Origin of the sequence: Enterobacter sp. NFIX58, assembly GCF_900110475.1 — a bacterium.
Taxonomy (GTDB): Bacteria; Pseudomonadota; Gammaproteobacteria; order Enterobacterales; family Enterobacteriaceae; genus Enterobacter; species Enterobacter quasiroggenkampii.
On the sequence record NZ_FODW01000001.1, the window covers coordinates 1,082,028 to 1,100,053 of the forward strand.

Genomic DNA, 18,026 nt, shown 5'->3' on the forward strand with positions numbered 1-18,026 from the left:
CTCCCCCCTTTCCGCCCGGAAAGGGGGTTGCTTTTCCCCGGTTTACTCAATGTTTATCCCCACAGCAACATAATCAGCGTTAAACTATTCATACTATTTATTCTGGGAGAAAAGATGATGCGCGTACTGGTTGTTGAGGATAACGCATTGCTACGTCATCACCTGAAGGTTCAGCTTCAGGAGATGGGACATCAGGTGGACGATGCTGAAGATGCAAAAGAAGCCGATTATTATCTCAATGAACACCTGCCGGATATCGCCATTGTCGATTTAGGGTTGCCTGATGAAGACGGTCTGTCGTTGATTCGTCGCTGGCGCAGCCACGATGTTTCTCTGCCGGTTCTGGTGCTGACCGCTCGTGAAGGCTGGCAGGATAAGGTCGAAGTGCTGAGCGCGGGTGCAGATGATTACGTCACCAAGCCATTCCATATTGAAGAGGTGGCGGCCCGCATGCAGGCGCTGCTTCGTCGCAACAGCGGGCTGGCGTCTCAGGTTATCTCCATCCCGCCTTTCCAGGTCGATCTCTCCCGCCGGGAATTATCCATCAATGATGAAGTGATCAAGCTCACCGCCTTCGAATACACCATCATGGAGACGCTGATCCGTAACAACGGCAAGGTCGTAAGCAAAGACTCCTTGATGCTCCAGCTCTATCCTGATGCTGAACTGCGTGAGAGCCATACCATTGACGTGCTGATGGGACGTTTACGTAAGAAAATTCAGGCGCAATATCCACAGGATGTGATTACCACCGTCCGTGGTCAGGGCTACCTGTTCGAATTACGCTAAATGAGACGGATCTTGCGCCATATTTTGCCCCTCTCGCTGCGGGTGCGCTTTTTACTGGCAACGGCAGCCGTCGTGCTGGTACTGTCGCTCTCCTACGGCATGGTCGCCCTGGTGGGCTACAGCGTCAGCTTTGATAAAACCACCTTTCGCCTGCTGCGTGGCGAAAGCAATCTGTTTTATACCCTGGCGAAGTGGGAAGACAATAAAATCACCGTCGAAATGCCGGAAAACCTCAATCAGCAGAGCCCCACGCTGGCCCTGATTTATGACGAAAAGGGGAAGCTACTGTGGGCACAGCGGGAGATCCCGTGGCTGGTCAAAAGCATTCGTCCGGACTGGCTCAAAACCAACGGGTTTCATGAAATTGAAGCCGATCTCAACACCACCAGCTCGCTGATCCGTGAAGATCGCTCCCTGCAGCAAAAGCTGAACGAGATCCGCGCCGACGATGCCGAAACGGAGATGACCCACTCCGTCGCAATTAACCTCTATCCGGCGACGCTAAACATGCCGCAGCTGACCATCGTGGTGATCGACACCATTCCGGTCGAGCTAAAGCGTTCTTATATGGTCTGGAGCTGGTTCATCTACGTTCTGGCGGCAAATCTGCTGCTGGTGATCCCGCTGCTGTGGGTAGCGGCGTGGTGGAGCTTGCGCCCCATAGAATCACTGGCGAAAGAGGTTCGCGAGCTGGAAGAGCATCATCGCGAAAAGCTCAATCCGGAAACCACCCGCGAGCTCACCAGCCTGGTGCGAAACCTCAACCGCCTGCTGAAAAGTGAACGCGAACGCTATGATAAATACCGTACGACGCTTACCGACCTGACCCACAGCCTGAAAACCCCGCTCGCGGTCATGCAAAGCACCCTGCGTTCCATGCGCAGTTCGAAGCTGAGCGTTGACGATGCCGAGCCGGTGATGCTGGAGCAGATCAGCCGTATTTCCCAGCAAATTGGCTATTACCTCCACCGCGCCAGCATGCGTTCCGGCAGCGCGCTGCTGAGCCGCGAGCTGCATCCGGTCGCCCCGCTTCTTGATAACCTCACGTCTGCCCTCAACAAGGTGTATCAGCGTAAAGGGGTGAACATCAGCCTTGATATCTCGCCAGAGATAAGCTTTGTGGGTGAAAAAAATGACTTCATGGAAGTGATGGGTAACCTGCTGGATAACGCCTGCAAATACTGTCTGGAGTTCGTGGAAGTGTCGGCGCGGCAGACGGATAACGAACTGCATATCATCGTTGAGGATGATGGCCCGGGGATCCCGCGCAATAAACGTGATGTGGTGTTCGATCGGGGTCAACGCGCCGATACGCTACGTCCTGGCCAGGGCGTTGGATTAGCCGTCGCGCGTGAGATTGTCGATCAGTACGACGGGAAAATCGAAACCAGTGAAAGTTTGCTGGGCGGCGCGCGAATGGAGGTCATTTTTGGTCGCCAGCAGCCCACATCGAACGATAGTTAACCCGTTATGTGAAAAATGCGAGGATCTCGCAGCCGGGGGGCTGAGCTTCCGTTATAATCCGAGTCAGTAAGAGCCTGCGGAATAAAAAAATATGGATTATCACTTAACGCTTAACTGGCCCGAGTTTATTGAACGTTACTGGCAAAAACGCCCGGTCGTTCTGAAACGTGGGTTCAGCAATTTTGTCGACCCCATCTCGCCTGACGAGCTGGCCGGTCTGGCCATGGAAAACGAAGTCGACAGCCGTCTGGTCAGCCACCAGGACGGGAAATGGCAGGTTAGCCACGGTCCTTTCGAAAGCTACGATCACCTCGGTGAAAACAACTGGTCGCTGCTGGTGCAGGCGGTCAACCACTGGCACGAGCCAACGGCCGCCTTAATGCGTCCGTTCCGCGCCCTGCCCGACTGGCGCATGGACGATCTGATGATCTCCTTCTCCGTTCCTGGCGGTGGCGTCGGTCCGCATCTGGACCAGTACGACGTGTTTATTATTCAGGGTACGGGCCGCCGCCGCTGGCGCGTGGGCGAAAAAGTCCCTATGAAGCAGCACTGCCCGCATCCGGACCTGCTTCAGGTTGACCCGTTTGACGGGATTATCGACGAAGAGCTGGAGCCGGGTGACATTCTCTACATTCCACCGGGATTCCCTCACGAAGGTTACTCCCTGGAGAATTCCCTCAACTACTCCGTCGGGTTCCGCGCGCCAAGCGGCCGCGAGATGATCAGCGGATTTGCCGACTACGTTCTGCAACGCGAGCTGGGCAGCTATCGTTACAGCGACCCGGATGTGCCTGCGCGCGAGCATCCGGCCGATATCCTGCCCGCAGAGCTGGATAAGCTGCGCGGCATGATGCTGGATCTGATTAACGAGCCGGAGCACTTCAAACAGTGGTTTGGCGAGTTTATCAGCCAGTCCCGCCACGAGCTGGACGTTGCACCACCGGAGCCGCCTTATCAGGCTGACGAGATTTATGATGCGCTTCAGCAGGGCGACAAGCTGACGCGTCTGGGCGGGCTACGCGTGCTGCGTATTGGTGAGGAGGTGTTCGTCAACGGCGAGAAGCTGGACTCTCCACACCGTCCGGCACTGGAAGCGATTGCCAGCCATCTGGTGCTGACTGCCGATACCTTTGGCGATGCGCTGGAAGACCCGTCTTTCCTCGCGATGCTGGCCGCACTGGTCAACAGCGGGTACTGGTTCTTTGAGGACTGAGTCGTGATATTTGCCGGGTGGCGGCTACGCCTTACCCGGCCTACATTCGGATCGTAGGCCCGGTAAGCGTAGCGCCACCGGGCGTTTTTATCGACGCTCACCCGCCGCAAAATCCTCGATCTCGCCGGCCCAATCCACCGGATACAATCCCTCCTGCACGTCCCGATGAAACGTTGAAAACGGCCAGTCGCTGACTTTACCCACATAGCCGTGCTTCAGCGGATTGATGTAAATGTAATCCACATGCCGCCGGTAGTCCTCTTCGTTACGGATAGTGTGTTCCCAGAATCGTGGCTGCCAGATATGGCGCATATCGACGTTGCGGCTGAACGTCTTTTTGATATCCCGCCAGCGAGCAGAAAAATCACTGTCTCCTTCCGGTAGGGTCCAGATACAGTGCATGTGTTCAGGCAGAATAACCCACGCGTTGATGGTGAAGGGCTTCGCACGCTTAACCGTTGAGGTGGCGGAACGCAGGCTATCGATATGACGGGTAAGCAAATCGCTCTGACGATTTTGCAGGTTGACGGTGAAGAACCAGGTTCCACCGGGGACGTAATGGCGACGGTAGTTTGACATGGGCACTCCTTGCCTTTCTGCCCGGTGGCGCTTCGCTTACCGGGCCTACAATTTGAACGTAGGCCGGGTAAGGCGTAGCCGCCACCCGGCTTAAAGCGGCTACCGCTTCGCGGTCAACTCCGCGATCCGCACAATCACCTTCACCGCCTTTTCCATTCCTTCAAGCGTCACAAACTCATGTTTGCCATGGTAGTTATAGCCACCGGTAAACAGATTCGGGCACGGTAGCCCCATGAATGACAGCTGAGAACCATCGGTGCCGCCGCGAATCGGCTTCAGCTGCGGTTCAATATCGCAGTCGCGCATCGCCTGCTGGGCGATATCGAGAATATGCGGATGCGCCATCACCTTCTCGCGCATATTGTAATAGCTGTCTTCGATGATGAGCTCAATATAGCAGTCAGGATGCAGGCCCTTGCCCACCTTCTTGGCGATCTCCATCATCTTACGCTTGCGCGCCTCAAAGGCTTTACGGTCGAAATCGCGGATGATGTAGTGCATCTGCGCGCTGTCCACGGTGCCTTTGATGCTGGTCAGGTGATAGAACCCTTCATACCCCTCGGTCTGTTCGGGGCTCTCTTCCGCCGGGACTTCCGCATGAATTCGCGATGCCAGCGACAGCGCGTTCACCATGACGCCTTTCGCCGAACCGGGGTGAACATTGTTGCCGACAATTTTGATCGTCACTGAGGCAGCATTGAAGTTTTCATACTCCAGCTCACCGACGCCGCCACCGTCAACGGTATAGGCCCACTGCGCGTTAAAGGCGTCCACGTCGAAGTGCTTCGCGCCCTTGCCGACCTCTTCATCCGGCGTAAAGGCCACGCGGATATCGCCGTGCGGGATATCTTTGCCCTTCAGCACCGCCAGCGCCGTCATGATTTCCGCGATCCCCGCTTTATCATCCGCCCCCAGCAGCGTTTTTCCGTCGGTGGTGATCAGCGTCTGGCCCAGCAGCTGGTGCAGCACCGGGAACATGACGGGCGAGAGCACTTCGTCGCCTATGCCCAGCGCAATGTCGCCGCCGCGGTAGTTTTCAACGATCTGCGGGTTTACATGTTTACCGCTAAAATCCGGAGAGGTGTCGACATGGGAGATAAAGCCAATCGCCGGAATGTCACCCGGGACATTCGCCGGCAGCGTTCCCATCACAGTGCCTTTCTCGCTTAACGTGACGTTGACCAGCCCCATGGCGTCAAGCTGCTCTTTAAGCAGGTTTAATAACTTCCACTGGCCTTCGGTGCTCGGCACCTGGCGAACACCCGGTTTAGATTGGGTATCCAGCGAAACGTACTGTAAAAAACGCTCAAGTAATTTATCCATGCAGTCACCCTCACTTTTTGTGACAACATTATCAATAAGCATCAAAACGCAAATATTGCGTCAGGTCACTTTTATCCCGCAAACGAGAATATTTTCCGTTTATATCGTTATGCGTTAGTAAATGTAGCTTATGAATCAGTGACAAGGATTGGCGATTGCAGGGGATTGCCGTAGAATGTCCGCCCTCATTACGAGTCACCAAGGTGGTTACACACAAACCCCGCTTCAGTCTGCTGCCTGAGGCGTCTATATGGGACAGCGCAAAAATTGAATACACAAACCCGTTCACCGCTGGTGAAACTGGAACGAATTCGTAAAAGTTTTGATGGCAAGGACGTCATTTCCGACCTCACTCTCACCATCAATGACGGTGAGTTTCTGACGCTGCTTGGCCCCTCCGGCTGCGGCAAAACAACCGTACTGCGCCTTATCGCCGGGCTGGAAAGCGTCGATAACGGCCATATCCATCTTGAAAACCAGGACATCACTCAGGTTCCCGCCGAAGACCGCCACGTCAACACTGTCTTTCAGAGCTATGCCCTCTTCCCGCACATGACCGTGTTTGAAAACGTGGCGTTTGGCCTGCGGATGCAAAAAACCCCGGCGAATGAAATCGAACCGCGCGTCACCGAAGCCCTGCGCATGGTGCAGCTCGAGACGTTTGCCCAGCGAAAACCGCATCAGCTTTCCGGCGGCCAGCAGCAGCGCGTGGCCATCGCCCGCGCCGTGGTCAACAAGCCGCGTCTGCTCCTGCTGGATGAATCCCTCTCCGCGCTGGATTACAAGCTGCGCAAGCAGATGCAGAACGAGCTCAAGGCTCTGCAGCGCAAGCTCGGCATTACCTTTGTCTTCGTCACCCATGACCAGGAAGAGGCCCTGACCATGTCCGACCGCATCGTGGTGATGCGTGACGGTAAAATCGAGCAGGACGGCACGCCGCGTGAAATCTACGAAGAGCCGAAGAACCTTTTTGTCGCCAGCTTCATTGGTGAAATCAATATCTTCGACGCCACGGTGATCGAACGTCTGGACGACCAGCGCGTCCGGGCTCGCGTCGAAGGACGGGAGTGCGCCATCACGGTGAATTTCCCCGTCGAAAAGGGACAAAAGCTCAACGTTCTGCTGCGCCCGGAAGATCTGCGCGTCGATGAAATCCACGGCAATGCCAAGGCCGAAGGGTTAATCGGCTATATCCGCGAGCGCAACTACAAAGGGATGACGCTGGAGTCTGTCGTCGAGCTGGAGAACGGCAAAATGGTGATGGTCAGCGAGTTCTTTAACGAGGACGACCCTGACTTCGACCACTCTCTCGACCAGAAAATGGTTATCAACTGGGTAGAAAGCTGGGAGGTTGTACTGGCTGATGAAGAACACAAGTAAGTTCCAGAATGTGGTGATTGCCACGATCGTCGGTTGGCTTGTGTTGTTTGTCTTTCTCCCCAACCTGATGATTATCGCCACCAGCTTCCTGACCCGCGACGATACCCATTTCGTTTCGCTGGTCTTTACGCTGGACAACTACGCGCGCCTGATCGATCCGCTCTATTTTGACGTGCTGCTGCACTCGCTGAATATGGCGCTGATTGCCACGATTGCCTGTCTGGTGCTGGGATATCCCTTCGCGTGGTTCCTCGCGGGCCTGCCGCAAAAGGTGCGGCCCCTGCTGCTGTTTTTACTGATTGTGCCGTTCTGGACCAACTCGCTGATTCGCATCTACGGGCTGAAAATCTTCCTCAGCACCAAAGGCTACCTCAATGAATTTCTGCTGTGGCTGGGAGTGATCGATACGCCGATCCGCATCATGTTCACCCCGAGCGCGGTGATTATCGGTCTGGTCTATATCCTGCTGCCGTTTATGGTGATGCCCCTCTACTCCAGCATTGAGAAGCTGGATAAACCGCTGCTGGAAGCGGCAAAAGATCTGGGTGCCAACAGGTTCCAGACCTTTATCCGCATTATCATCCCGCTGACCATGCCCGGCATTATCGCGGGCTGTCTGCTGGTGATGCTCCCGGCGATGGGCTTGTTCTACGTTTCTGACCTGATGGGCGGGGCGAAAAACCTGCTGATTGGGAATGTGATCAAGAGCCAGTTCCTCAACATCCGCGACTGGCCGTTCGGGTCCGCCACCAGCATCACGCTGACGGTGGTGATGGGTCTGATGCTGCTGGTCTACTGGCGCGCATCACGGCTGCTGAATAAGAAGGTGGAACTCGAATGATCGGTCGACTGCTTCGCGGCGGTTTTATGACCGCCATTTACGCTTACCTGTATATCCCGATCATTATTTTGATCGTGAACTCGTTTAACAGCTCGCGCTTTGGGATTAACTGGCAGGGCTTTACCACCGACTGGTACAGCCTGCTGATGAACAATGACAGCCTGCTGCAGGCCGCTCAGCACTCGCTGACGATGGCGATCTTCTCCGCCACCTTCGCCACGCTGATTGGCTCCCTGACCGCCGTGGCGCTCTATCGCTATCGCTTTCGCGGTAAGCCGTTCGTCAGCGGCATGCTGTTTGTGGTGATGATGTCGCCGGACATCGTGATGGCGATTTCGCTGCTGGTGCTGTTTATGCTGCTGGGCGTACAGCTTGGCTTCTGGTCGCTGCTGTTTTCCCATATCACCTTCTGCCTGCCGTTTGTGGTGGTGACCGTCTTTGCGCGCCTGAAAGGGTTCGACGTGCGCATGCTGGAGGCGGCGAAAGATCTGGGTGCCAGCGAAATGACTATCCTGCGCAAAATCATCCTGCCGCTGGCGATGCCCGCCGTGGCGGCCGGATGGCTGCTGAGCTTTACCCTGTCGATGGATGACGTGGTGGTCTCCTCCTTCGTGACCGGGCCGAGTTATGAAATTCTGCCGTTGAAAATCTATTCGATGGTGAAAGTCGGCGTTTCACCTGAGGTGAACGCGCTGGCGACCATTCTGCTGGTGTTTTCGCTGGTTCTGGTGATCGCCAGCCAGGTTATTGCTCGTGATAAAACAAAATCTCAGGGGACAATGAAATGAAAAAAATGCTCGCCGCTGCCGCGCTGGTGCTTGGCATGGGTGCCGCGCACGCTGATGACAGCAAAACGCTCTACTTCTACAACTGGACCGAGTATGTGCCGCCGGGACTGCTGGAACAGTTCACCAAAGAGACGGGCATCAAGGTGATCTACTCGACCTACGAGTCGAATGAAACCATGTATGCCAAGCTCAAAACCTACAAAGACGGCGCATACGATCTGGTGGTTCCTTCCACCTACTTTGTCGACAAAATGCGCAAAGAGGGCATGATCCAGAAGATCGATAAAACGAAGCTAACCCATTTTTCAAACCTCGATCCGGAGATGCTCAACAAGCCGTTTGACCCGAATAACGACTACTCCATTCCGTATATCTGGGGGGCAACCGCGATTGGCGTTAACAGCGAGGCCGTCGATCCGAAATCGGTGACAAGCTGGGCCGACCTGTGGAAACCGGAGTACAAAGGCAGCCTGTTGTTGACCGACGACGCGCGTGAAGTGTTCCAGATCGCGCTGCGCAAGCTGGGCTACTCGGGCAATACGACGGATCCAAAAGAGATTGAAGCGGCGTATACCGAGTTGAAAAAGCTGATGCCTAACGTGGCGGCATTCAACTCCGATAACCCGGCAAACCCGTATATGGAAGGCGAAGTGAACCTGGGGATGGTGTGGAACGGCTCCGCGTATGTCGCCCGCCAGGCCGGTACGCCGCTTGAGGTTGTCTGGCCAAAAGAGGGTGGGATTTTCTGGATGGACAGTCTTTCAATCCCGGCCAACGCGAAAAACGTGGACGGGGCGCATAAGCTGATTGACTTCCTGCTGCGCCCTGACGTGGCGAAACAAGTTGCCGAGACGATTGGCTACCCGACGCCCAACCTGGCCGCACGCAAGCTGCTGAAGCCAGACGTGGCTAACGATAAGTCGCTCTACCCGGACGCCGAAACCATCAGCAAAGGTGAATGGCAGAACGATGTCGGCGACGCCAGCCGCCTCTACGAAGAGTATTCCCAGAAGTTAAAAGCGGGCCGCTAACCGGTATCGCGTTCTTCCTCACGCCGCCTGCGCGGCGTGAGGGGGAATTAACTGACCGCATTCTCTCCTGCCCAGATCGTCGCCTTTCGCATCGCCTCCACCACCTCCTCATCAGACAGACCCAGCGCCTGACGAACCCGGGTTGCCTCGTCCCAGCGCTGCTGTTCATAATAACGACAGAGGTTGATCATGTCGGCTAACTGCCCCTCCTGATGGCACAGCGCGTTGCTCACGCTCTGCGGTACCGCAATTTGCTTCATCAACTCGGCCATCGGCAACTCAAGAAGGGTATCGAGCAAAGAAAACAGGCCGCACATGAACGCATTTTCAGCCAGAATCGGGTCTTTCATCGTCTCTGCAATCAGTTCGCAGAACTTGCCGCGCATCATGCTTAGCGGGTAAAGCTCGCTGACGGTGTCATTACCCGCACTGGCGAGGACTACGACGGCAACAAACCGTCGGAGCTGATTTTCGCCAAGATACCTGAGCACCTCGCTCAGGGTTAACTTGCTGAAATTACAGGCGCCGACATGTTTAAACGCCGTATGCTTCATATAGCGCATGATTTTATAAGAGAGCGTCAGATCCGTTTTTATCAACGACTCGATGATTCGAAAATCAGGTTTATTGCGTCCGACCTCCATTTGCAGCCGGAAAATCGCCAGCTGATTTTGCGACAGCCGTTTATATTTAATGACCTCCGGACGGCAGAAAAAATAGCCCTGAAAAAGAGAGAACCCCTCGTCCCTGTATTGGTTGAATTCCTCTTTAGTCTCAACTTTTTCAGCGAGATATTTAATATGACCGGTCAGATGTTTACGTGCTTTCAGATACGCTTTAATTTGCGCTAAAGTATAATTTCTGACGTCGAATTTCAGGATCGAAATATAGGGTAAAAAAGCATCCCATTCTGGCGCAAGGGTGAAATCATCAAGCGCAAACTGGTAGCCATGCGCATTCATCTCCCTGACAGCCTGCAGCAGTTCGGCCCCCGGCACAGCATCTTCAAGGATCTCAATCACCACGCTCTCTTTATCAAGCGCTTCGCCACTGCGGTCAATGACCATCCTTGAAGGGAAATTAATAAACGACGTATGTGCCCCGGCGATGCGCTGGGACGGCACACATAAAAACTGATCGGATATCATCCTGGACGTGGCATATTCCGCCGACACATCCGGAAAACGATTTGTCATCCCGTCTCTGAAAAGCAGCTCATAGGCCACGGTATTCATCTCTGGGTTAAAAATGGGTTGTCGCGCGATAAATCCGTACATATCCCATCCTCCTCTACCACTTAATATTTATTAGCATCCTCTTTCTACACGATGATAACGAGCATTATCGAGCGCTATTTTGATTGAATGCACAAAATAAAAGCATCCACACTAATTAACGGGATTTAATATTCTGGAATTTAAATTAAATATATCCGGCGCTCTACAGAAAGAGAACGAAATATCCGATAAGTACTGTGTGCCTGCCCGACATGCACGACATTACGGGAGATGAGAATGAAAGACGCCATGGTCCAAAAACAAAAAATAAGAGTCAAGACGTTGATGCTATTGTCCATTTTCCTCACCGTGACGGTGGGCTTTACGGCAACGATCGGGTTTATGATGTGGCAGTGGATGGCGCAGCAAGAGGTGCTGGCCAAAAAACATATCCGCCAGATAGCCGAGGTACAGGCTTTACAGGTCAGCAAACAGCTGGATTCCGCCCTGACTGCCGCCCGGGATATGGGCAACAGTGCCCTGGCGCTGCGCGAGGCGGGCGTATCCGATCGCCAGAGCCTTAACCAGTTGCTCATCCACTACCTCTCGGCTCACCCGTCGTTTCTCTCCATGTCGATGGCCTTTGAGCCCAACGCGTTTGACGATAACGATGCCGCCTTTGCCGGTCAGAGCGGTGAAGATCCTGCCGGGCGCTACGCCCACTACGTCGACCGCGATGCCACCGGCAAACCGGCGTTGCACCTGCTGACGGACATCGAAACGCCCGGCAGCGGTGATTATTATCTGCTGCCGAAACAGCGGCATAAAGATGTGATCATCGAACCCTATATTTACCCCTACAACGGCGTGGACGTGATGCTCACCTCGATTGCCGCCCCCATCATGCGTGACGGTCAGTTTCTGGGCTCGGTCACCTCTGACTTCTCGCTCGCCACGCTGCAGTCCACGATCGGCGCAATTAAACCGTGGAACGGCACAGGCTACGCCCTCCTCCTGTCTGCGGGCAATAACGTGGTGTCCAGCCCGGACAAACGGGCTGCAGGCAAGCCTTACGCGGGTCAGATTGCCGGTCATGATGTCACCCGGGTAAACGATCCGCTGCTGAAGGAAGAGGTGTTTATCACCTGGCAGGACATCGCCGTCGGCAACAGCCAGACGCCGTGGAAACTGGCTATTATCACCCCGGTCAGCGAAGTGATGGCCGAAGCGCGCGCATTTTTACTGAAAGCCATCGTCCTGATGGTGTTAAGCATCGTTGCGGTCAGCCTGGTGATGGCCCAGATCTTTACCCGCAAGGTTGACCGTCCGGTGGGGGGAGAACCTTCCGAGGCCGCCGGGATCGCCCTGGCCGTCGCCCGGGGAGATCTGAACAACACCATCCCGGTGCGTTCCGGGGATACCCACAGCATTTTTTATGCCCTGCACACCATGCAGACGCAGCTCAAGCGCATCGTCGGCAACATCAGCGAAGCCAGCCATTCGGTGCACGGCGGGACCAGCGAAATTTCGGCGGGCAACCTTGACCTCGCCTCGCGTACCGAAGAACAGGCGGCGGCGATTGTTGAAACGGCTGCCAGCATGGAAGAGATTTCGGTCACGGTGAAGAATAACGCCGACAACGCCCACAAGGCCACCACGCTGACCGATCGCGCCGCGAGCCTTGCCGGGCATGGCGAAACGCTGGTAAACGACGTGGTAATGGTGATCGGGGAGATTGACGAGAGCGCACGTAAGATCGGTGAGATTAACAGCATCGTCGACGGCATCGCCTTCCAGACCAATATTCTGGCACTGAATGCGGCCGTTGAAGCGGCGCGCGCAGGCGAACAGGGACGCGGTTTCGCAGTTGTCGCAGGTGAAGTGCGCAACCTTGCCCAGCGAAGCGCTAACGCGGCTAAAGAAATTTCCCAGCTGATTGCCGAGTCCTCAGGCCGCGTCAGCAAAGGCGTTGAGCTGGTCAATGAGACCGGCGTAATGATGAAACAGGTGATTGAGGCGGTGTCGCACGTGCATCTGGTCATCAACGACATTGTTCAGGCGCTGGACGAACAGAATCGGGGGATTAGCCAGGTCAGTACCGCCGTTAACCAGATGGACAGCACCACCCAGCAGAATGCTTCACTGGTTCAGCAGATCTCAGCGGCGGCGCTCTCGCTGGACGAGCAGGCTAAATCGCTGGAGAAGACGCTGGCGTTCTTTCACTCTTAAATAAAAAGGCACCCGTTCAGCGGGTGCCTTTTCACGCGATTCGCGTTACAGCCCTTTCAGCAGCTTGTCGACAAATTCCGGAACAACCGTACTTGCCAGACCGTAGTGTTTCTCTTCAAACTCGCTGCCCACCTGGCTTGGCTCAAGATTGAGTTCTACCGTATGCGCGCCGTGCAGTCGCGCTTCGTGGACAAACCCCGCCGCCGGATAAACATGGCCAGATGTGCCGATGGCGATAAACACGTCGGCCATCGCCAGCGCGCTGTAGATCTCATCCATTCCCAGCGGCATTTCGCCGAACCAGACCACGTGCGGACGCAGGCGCGACGGGAACTGGCAGCAGTGGCACTTATCCTCTGGCAGCACGTCCTCTTTCCAGTCCAGCACCTGACCGCTCCAGGCGCAGCGAACCTTGAGCAGCTCGCCGTGCATATGGATGATGTTCTTGTTACCGGCCCGCTCGTGCAGGTTGTCGATATTCTGCGTTACCAGCAGAAAACGATCGCCCAGCGCCTCTTCCAGCTTCGCCAGCGCCAGATGCGCGGCATTCGGCGCGACGTCAGGCTGCTGAAGCTGACGGCGGCGGGCGTTGTAAAACGCCTGCACGAGATCCGGGTCGCGGGCAAAGCCTTCCGGCGTGGCGACATCCTCCACGCGGTGCTCTTCCCACAACCCGTCCGCCGCGCGGAAGGTTCGAATTCCTGACTCGGCGGAGATCCCCGCCCCGGTCAGCACCACCACTCTGGGTTTATCCATCGCTTCTGGCATCATTCTGTCTCTGAAAAAGATCCGCTGGCGCAGACGCTCACGCAAGCGGCGTTTGTTTTTGCGAAAACGGCTGAGTCGACCCTGGCGACGCGACAGCATAGTAACCTCGTAAACTAATCGGTGAGATGAAGGAATGCGGCTCCGCGCATGCCTCCTGCGTCCCCGTGTCGCGCGCGTTCAATACGCGGCACGCGGGCAACCGGCAATAAGTGTCGGGGCAAACGCCCGGACAACCGTTCCGTAATCGCGGTAAAGTTTGAGAGCCCTCCCCCGATCACCAGCAGATCCGGGTCGACGATAGTGAGAATATTGCCCAGACATACCGCCAGCAGATCCAGATAGCGCTCGACGTGCTCACGCGCCTGCGCATCCCCTTGCTCCCACAGGGTAATGATTTGAGGGGCCTCAAGTTTCTGATGATAGAAGTGTTCGTAAAGCCATGCAAACCCGCGGCCGGAAAGGTAGTTCTCAATACAGCCGTGCTGGCCACAGCCGCAGCGGGTTAGCGGAAAATCACGTCCCACCACCTCGAGGGCATCCACCGGCAGGCGAATATGACCAAACTCGCCGGTGATGTAGCTGCGGCCGGTGATGGGCTTACCGTTGATGACGATTCCGCCGCCGACGCCGGTACCGAGGATCAGCCCCATCACCAGCGGGTAGCGACGGAATTCATCATCCCAGGCTTCAGAGAGCGCGAAGCAGTTGGCATCGTTATCTAAACGCACGTCGCGTTCAAGAAGAGCAGAGAGATCGGCGCGCAGCGGTTTACCGCTGGCGGCAGGCACGTTGGCCGCGTAAAGCGTACCGTCGTCGGTTTCCGGCATGCCCGGAATACCAATGCCGACGCTGCCTTTCACGCCAAAGCGTTCATCGGCCTGTGCCACCAGCGCGGCAATGGCGGTTAAAAATTCGTCGTAGCTGTCGCGCGGCGTGGGAACGCGGGTTTCCCACTGCAGTTTGAGGTCTTTATCAAACACGCCGAGCGCAATCTTGGTGCCGCCAATATCAAATCCATAATACATAACGCATTCCTCTTTCGATCTGGCGACCCGAAAGCCGCTAGATCATGACGTAATTACTGGCCACTTAATACCCTCGCCGGATCAATTCGGCTTGCGCGACGCGCCGGATACCAGCTTGCCAGCAGACTCAGTAAAAGTGCTGTAAGCAGCACATAAAAAACATCCAGCCAGTGCAGTTCAGACGGCAGGAAGTCAATAAAATAGATATCACCCGACAGGAACTGGTGACCAATAAGCTTTTCAATCCCGTTGATAATCGGCGTCAGCTGCAGGGAAACCACCACGCCAATCACCACGCCGCACAGGCTGCCGAACAGACCCGCCAGCAAACCGTACCAGACGAAGATGGCGCGAATAAGACCGTCTTTTGCGCCGAGGGTACGCAGCACGGCGATGTCGCCGCTCTTGTCCTTGACCGCCATGACCAGCGTCGAGACGATATTAAAGCACGCGACGCCAATCACCAGCACCATCGCCAGATACATAATGGCGCGGATCATCTGGATATCACGGTACATATACCCGTAAGTGCCGATCCAGCTTTTGATGTAGACATAGTTATTAGTCACGCTGCCCGCGTCGCGCACCAGTTTGTTGGCGTTAAAGACGTCGTTCACCTTAATCGCAATGCCCGTCACGCTGTCGCCCATGTCGAGATACTGGCGCGCATCCTCCATCGGCACCATCGCAAAGCTGTGGTCAAGCTGGCCGCTCAGCTGAAGAATACCGGTAACGTGCAGGCGCACGCGTTTTGGCTGCTGCAGTTTGTGATCGGCGCTGGCGTTGGGGATCATGATTGACACCCAGTCGCCCTGCTTCACCTTCAGGGCATCAGCAACGCCTTTACCCATGATGATCTGCTGCTCGCCCGCCCTGAAGTTGGCCCACGCGCCGTTTTGCACATAGTTCGGCAGCGCGCTGAGACGCGCTTCCTGCGCCGGATTCACCCCTTTCACCTGAATGGCGCGCAGGTTTACCCCGCTCTCCACCAGCCCGGTAAAGTTAATGTAGGGCGCGGCCGCGGCGATGCCCGGCACTTTTTCAACTTTGGTGAGCGCATCGCTCCAGTTCGTCCACGGCTGGTTAACCGGTTCGATCTCCCCGTGCGGCACCACCGCCAGAATGCGGTTATTCAGCTCGCGCTCGAAACCGTTCATGGCGCTCAGGCCGACGATCAACACCGCCACACCCAGCGCAATACCGATGGTCGAGATGACGGAGATCAGCGACACCATGCCGCCACGACGGCGGCCGCGGCTAAAACGTAAACCGATGAGTAACGATAACGGTGACGCCATTACTCTGCTCCCATCAGGGTCAGTTCCGCGTTCAGATGACCGTCGCGCATCTCAAGCTGGCGCCCCATGCGTTTTGCCAGCTGCAGATCGTGGGTCACCACCAGAAACGCGGTACCCTGTGAGGCGTTCAGCTCGCCCAGAAGCTGGAAAATACTGTCCGCATTGCGGGCGTCCAGGTTACCGGTGGGCTCATCCGCCAGCACCAGACGCGGGTTGTTGACCAGCGCACGGGCAATCGCCACGCGCTGGCGTTCGCCGCCGGACAGCTCCGACGGACGGTGGTTACCGCGATGGCCCAGCCCTACCGCTTTCAGCATGTCGCTGGCGCGGGCGTTAATTTCTGCGGGTTTCTTTTTGCCAATCAGCAGCGGCATCGCCACGTTTTCCAGCGCCGTGAAATCCGGCAGCAGGTGGTGGAACTGGTAGATAAAGCCCAGCTCGCGGTTGCGCAGCTCGGCCTTCGCCGCCGAGGACATTTTGCTCATCGGCTGGCCGGAGAAAATCACGTCGCCGTTGGTTGGGGTATCCAGCCCGCCCAGCAGATGTAATAAGGTACTTTTACCGGAGCCGGAGCTGCCGACAATCGCCATCATCTCGCCTTCGCCCACGCTAAAGCTCACATTGTGCAGCACGTCGGTTTGCACAGTGCCTTCCTGATAGCGTTTGGACAGGTTGTCGCATTGCAACAGGATCTTATTCATAACGTAAAGCCTCAGCGGGTTGAGTGGCGGCGGCGCGCCAGGAAGGATAAAGCGTTGAAAGCAGCGCAATGGCCATCGCGGCCAACGCAATACCGACCACCTGCAGCGGCTCGATAGCCACCGGCAGCGCCGCGCCGTCGAGCAGCGCGCCGATAATCGGCATTAAGTTGTTGAGCTGGCTGGCAAGCAGTGCCCCCAGCACGGCACCGAGCAGCGCACCGATGATACCGGCGCTGGCGCCCTGCACCATAAACACGGCCATGATCTGGCGCGGCGTCAGCCCCTGGGTTTGCAGGATAGCGACCTCGCCCTGCTTCTCCATCACCATCAGCCCCAGCGAGGTGATGATGTTAAATGCCGCCACGGCGACGATCAGGCTCAGCAGCAGCCCCATCATGTTTTTCTCCATCCGCACGGCCTGGAACAGCTCGCCTTTACGCTCGCGCCAGTCCTGCCATTTGGTGCCGTCCGGAAGTTTTTGCTGGCTGAGGGTATCCACCTTCAGCGGCGCGTCAAGCCACAGGCGCCAGCCGGTGATATTTCCAGCCGGGTAGCGCATCAGGCGTGACGCGTCCTGGATGTTAACCAGCATCTGGTAGCCATCGACTTCGCTGTTGGCGGCAAAGGTACCAATTACGTTGAACAGGCGCTGGCTTGGCAGGCGCCCCATCGGCGTAAACTGGCTGGCTGAAGGCACCATCACGCGCAGCTGGTCGCCACGGTTGACGCCAAGCTGGCCGGCAAGCTGCTCACCCAGAATCACGTTGTATTTCCCGGCTTCCAGGTCAGTCTGCTTCACGTTAACGAGATACGGCGTCAGCGGATCTTTTTGCGCCGGGTCGATACCCAGCATCACGCCGACCGCCACGCTGCGGGCGCTTTGCAGCACCACGTCACCGGTGGTCAACGGCGCAACGCGCGTGACGCCCTGTAACTTCGCCGCGCTTTCCGGCAGCTGCTGTGGGTTAACCGAACCGTTAGTCGATGAGAGAACGGCCTGCGGCATCAGCCCCAGGATGTTGTTTTGCAGCTCGCGCTCAAAGCCATTCATGACGGAAAGCACCGTCACCAGAGCCATCACGCCAAGCGTAATGCCAATAGTCGAAAGCCAGGAGACAAAGCGACCGAAGCGGTCCGCGGCGCGCCCACGCATGTAGCGTAAGCCTATGAAGAGTGCGACAGGTTGATACATGAAGTCCGTCTGTTTGCTGATAGCAGACCCACGAGTATATAAGCGAATCCGTTAAGCGTAAATGACTGAAACCGTAAGCTTTGGTAATCATTTTTCCGAAAAATTCAGATAAATCAGGGTACTAATGTCTGAAACCGCCCCTCGCAACCTCCACCTTTTCCGAAAAACCTCCTGATACAGACTGTTAC

General features: G+C 56.2%; 16 protein-coding genes. 8 read left to right on the plus strand and 8 right to left on the minus strand.

The features are described 5' to 3' along the window. Positions 1-117 precede the first annotated feature (117 nt). The 3 genes from phoP (at position 118) to BMW97_RS05325 (ending at position 3,466) form a co-directional block, all read left to right on the plus strand. Complete coding sequence (phoP, locus tag BMW97_RS05315; RefSeq protein ID WP_024908594.1) at positions 118-789, plus strand: two-component system response regulator PhoP; 672 nt, start codon at positions 118-120, stop codon at positions 787-789. Continuing rightward, positions 790-2,253 (plus strand): two-component system sensor histidine kinase PhoQ, encoded by a 1,464-nt coding sequence (gene phoQ, locus BMW97_RS05320; RefSeq protein WP_045910222.1) that lies wholly within the window; start codon positions 790-792, stop codon positions 2,251-2,253. Between the two features lie 91 nt (positions 2,254-2,344). Continuing rightward, on the plus strand, positions 2,345-3,466 hold the full coding sequence (locus tag BMW97_RS05325; protein WP_045910221.1) for a ribosomal protein uL16 3-hydroxylase: 1,122 nt from the start codon (positions 2,345-2,347) through the stop codon (positions 3,464-3,466). 87 nt (positions 3,467-3,553) lie between these two features. On the opposite strand, the gene BMW97_RS05330 is transcribed toward BMW97_RS05325, so the two are convergent. Then, positions 3,554-4,045 (minus strand): REP-associated tyrosine transposase, encoded by a 492-nt coding sequence (locus BMW97_RS05330; RefSeq protein ID WP_045910220.1) that lies wholly within the window; start codon positions 4,043-4,045, stop codon positions 3,554-3,556. A gap of 99 nt (positions 4,046-4,144) precedes the next feature. Further along, on the minus strand, positions 4,145-5,368 hold the full coding sequence (pepT, locus tag BMW97_RS05335) for a peptidase T (RefSeq protein ID WP_045910219.1): 1,224 nt from the start codon (positions 5,366-5,368) through the stop codon (positions 4,145-4,147). Between the two features lie 237 nt (positions 5,369-5,605). On the opposite strand from pepT, the gene potA reads away from it, so the two are divergent. From potA to potD, 4 genes are read left to right on the plus strand one after another with little or no spacing between them, the layout of a single operon-like run. Further along, positions 5,606-6,748, plus strand: a complete 1,143-nt coding sequence (gene potA / locus BMW97_RS05340) for a spermidine/putrescine ABC transporter ATP-binding protein PotA (RefSeq protein ID WP_175481433.1) — start codon at positions 5,606-5,608, stop codon at positions 6,746-6,748. Further along, on the plus strand, positions 6,732-7,589 hold the full coding sequence (gene potB / locus BMW97_RS05345; protein ID WP_045910217.1) for a spermidine/putrescine ABC transporter permease PotB: 858 nt from the start codon (positions 6,732-6,734) through the stop codon (positions 7,587-7,589). The genes potA and potB overlap by 17 nt, the downstream gene beginning before the upstream one ends. Continuing rightward, a complete protein-coding gene (potC, locus tag BMW97_RS05350; protein ID WP_008500765.1) occupies positions 7,586-8,377 on the plus strand; it encodes a spermidine/putrescine ABC transporter permease PotC in 792 nt (263 codons plus the stop codon). Before potB ends, potC begins: the two co-directional genes overlap by 4 nt. After that, entirely contained in the window at positions 8,374-9,408 is a 1,035-nt protein-coding gene (gene potD, locus BMW97_RS05355; RefSeq protein WP_090392570.1) for a spermidine/putrescine ABC transporter substrate-binding protein PotD, read from the plus strand. Before potC ends, potD begins: the two co-directional genes overlap by 4 nt. Positions 9,409-9,455: 47 nt before the next feature. Here the strand turns inward: potD and BMW97_RS05360 are convergent, their stop codons facing one another. Next, positions 9,456-10,685 carry an EAL and HDOD domain-containing protein gene (locus BMW97_RS05360; RefSeq protein ID WP_045910215.1) on the minus strand — a complete coding sequence of 410 codons (1,230 nt, stop codon included), beginning with the start codon at positions 10,683-10,685 and terminating at the stop codon, positions 9,456-9,458. A gap of 237 nt (positions 10,686-10,922) precedes the next feature. On the opposite strand from BMW97_RS05360, the gene BMW97_RS05365 reads away from it, so the two are divergent. Continuing rightward, the gene (locus tag BMW97_RS05365; protein WP_045910214.1) at positions 10,923-12,854 is read left to right on the plus strand and encodes a methyl-accepting chemotaxis protein; all 1,932 of its coding nucleotides are present in this window, start codon (positions 10,923-10,925) and stop codon (positions 12,852-12,854) included. Positions 12,855-12,899: 45 nt separating this feature from the next. Here BMW97_RS05365 and cobB read toward each other — a convergent pair whose 3' ends face one another. The 5 genes from cobB to lolC are packed head-to-tail and all read right to left on the minus strand — an operon-like array spanning position 12,900 to position 17,838. Continuing rightward, positions 12,900-13,721, minus strand: a complete 822-nt coding sequence (gene cobB, locus BMW97_RS05370) for a Sir2 family NAD+-dependent deacetylase (protein WP_021240739.1) — start codon at positions 13,719-13,721, stop codon at positions 12,900-12,902. A 14-nt stretch (positions 13,722-13,735) separates the two neighbouring features. Continuing rightward, positions 13,736-14,647 (minus strand): N-acetylglucosamine kinase, encoded by a 912-nt coding sequence (gene nagK, locus BMW97_RS05375; protein WP_023292773.1) that lies wholly within the window; start codon positions 14,645-14,647, stop codon positions 13,736-13,738. Between the two features lie 53 nt (positions 14,648-14,700). Continuing rightward, positions 14,701-15,945, minus strand: coding sequence for a lipoprotein-releasing ABC transporter permease subunit LolE (lolE, locus tag BMW97_RS05380; RefSeq protein ID WP_045352893.1), 1,245 nt, complete (start codon positions 15,943-15,945; stop codon positions 14,701-14,703). Beyond that, positions 15,945-16,646, minus strand: coding sequence for a lipoprotein-releasing ABC transporter ATP-binding protein LolD (gene lolD, locus BMW97_RS05385; protein WP_008500772.1), 702 nt, complete (start codon positions 16,644-16,646; stop codon positions 15,945-15,947). The genes lolE and lolD overlap by 1 nt, the downstream gene beginning before the upstream one ends. Beyond that, entirely contained in the window at positions 16,639-17,838 is a 1,200-nt protein-coding gene (gene lolC / locus BMW97_RS05390; protein WP_045372942.1) for a lipoprotein-releasing ABC transporter permease subunit LolC, read from the minus strand. Before lolC ends, lolD begins: the two co-directional genes overlap by 8 nt. Positions 17,839-18,026: the final 188 nt, after the last annotated feature.

Bases quoted from the DNA above. Each gene is read 5' to 3' on its own strand.
- phoP (WP_024908594.1), top strand. From the start codon at position 118: ATGCGCGTACTGGTTGTTGAGGATAACGCATTGCTACGTCATCACCTG.
- phoQ (WP_045910222.1), top strand. From the start codon at position 790: ATGAGACGGATCTTGCGCCATATTTTGCCCCTCTCGCTGCGGGTGCGC.
- BMW97_RS05325 (WP_045910221.1), top strand. From the start codon at position 2,345: ATGGATTATCACTTAACGCTTAACTGGCCCGAGTTTATTGAACGTTAC.
- BMW97_RS05330 (WP_045910220.1), bottom strand. From the start codon at position 4,045: ATGTCAAACTACCGTCGCCATTACGTCCCCGGTGGAACCTGGTTCTTC.
- pepT (WP_045910219.1), bottom strand. From the start codon at position 5,368: ATGGATAAATTACTTGAGCGTTTTTTACAGTACGTTTCGCTGGATACC.
- potB (WP_045910217.1), top strand. From the start codon at position 6,732: ATGAAGAACACAAGTAAGTTCCAGAATGTGGTGATTGCCACGATCGTC.
- potC (WP_008500765.1), top strand. From the start codon at position 7,586: ATGATCGGTCGACTGCTTCGCGGCGGTTTTATGACCGCCATTTACGCT.
- potD (WP_090392570.1), top strand. From the start codon at position 8,374: ATGAAAAAAATGCTCGCCGCTGCCGCGCTGGTGCTTGGCATGGGTGCC.
- BMW97_RS05360 (WP_045910215.1), bottom strand. From the start codon at position 10,685: ATGTACGGATTTATCGCGCGACAACCCATTTTTAACCCAGAGATGAAT.
- BMW97_RS05365 (WP_045910214.1), top strand. From the start codon at position 10,923: ATGAAAGACGCCATGGTCCAAAAACAAAAAATAAGAGTCAAGACGTTG.
- cobB (WP_021240739.1), bottom strand. From the start codon at position 13,721: ATGCTGTCGCGTCGCCAGGGTCGACTCAGCCGTTTTCGCAAAAACAAA.
- nagK (WP_023292773.1), bottom strand. From the start codon at position 14,647: ATGTATTATGGATTTGATATTGGCGGCACCAAGATTGCGCTCGGCGTG.
- lolE (WP_045352893.1), bottom strand. From the start codon at position 15,945: ATGGCGTCACCGTTATCGTTACTCATCGGTTTACGTTTTAGCCGCGGC.
- lolD (WP_008500772.1), bottom strand. From the start codon at position 16,646: ATGAATAAGATCCTGTTGCAATGCGACAACCTGTCCAAACGCTATCAG.
- lolC (WP_045372942.1), bottom strand. From the start codon at position 17,838: ATGTATCAACCTGTCGCACTCTTCATAGGCTTACGCTACATGCGTGGG.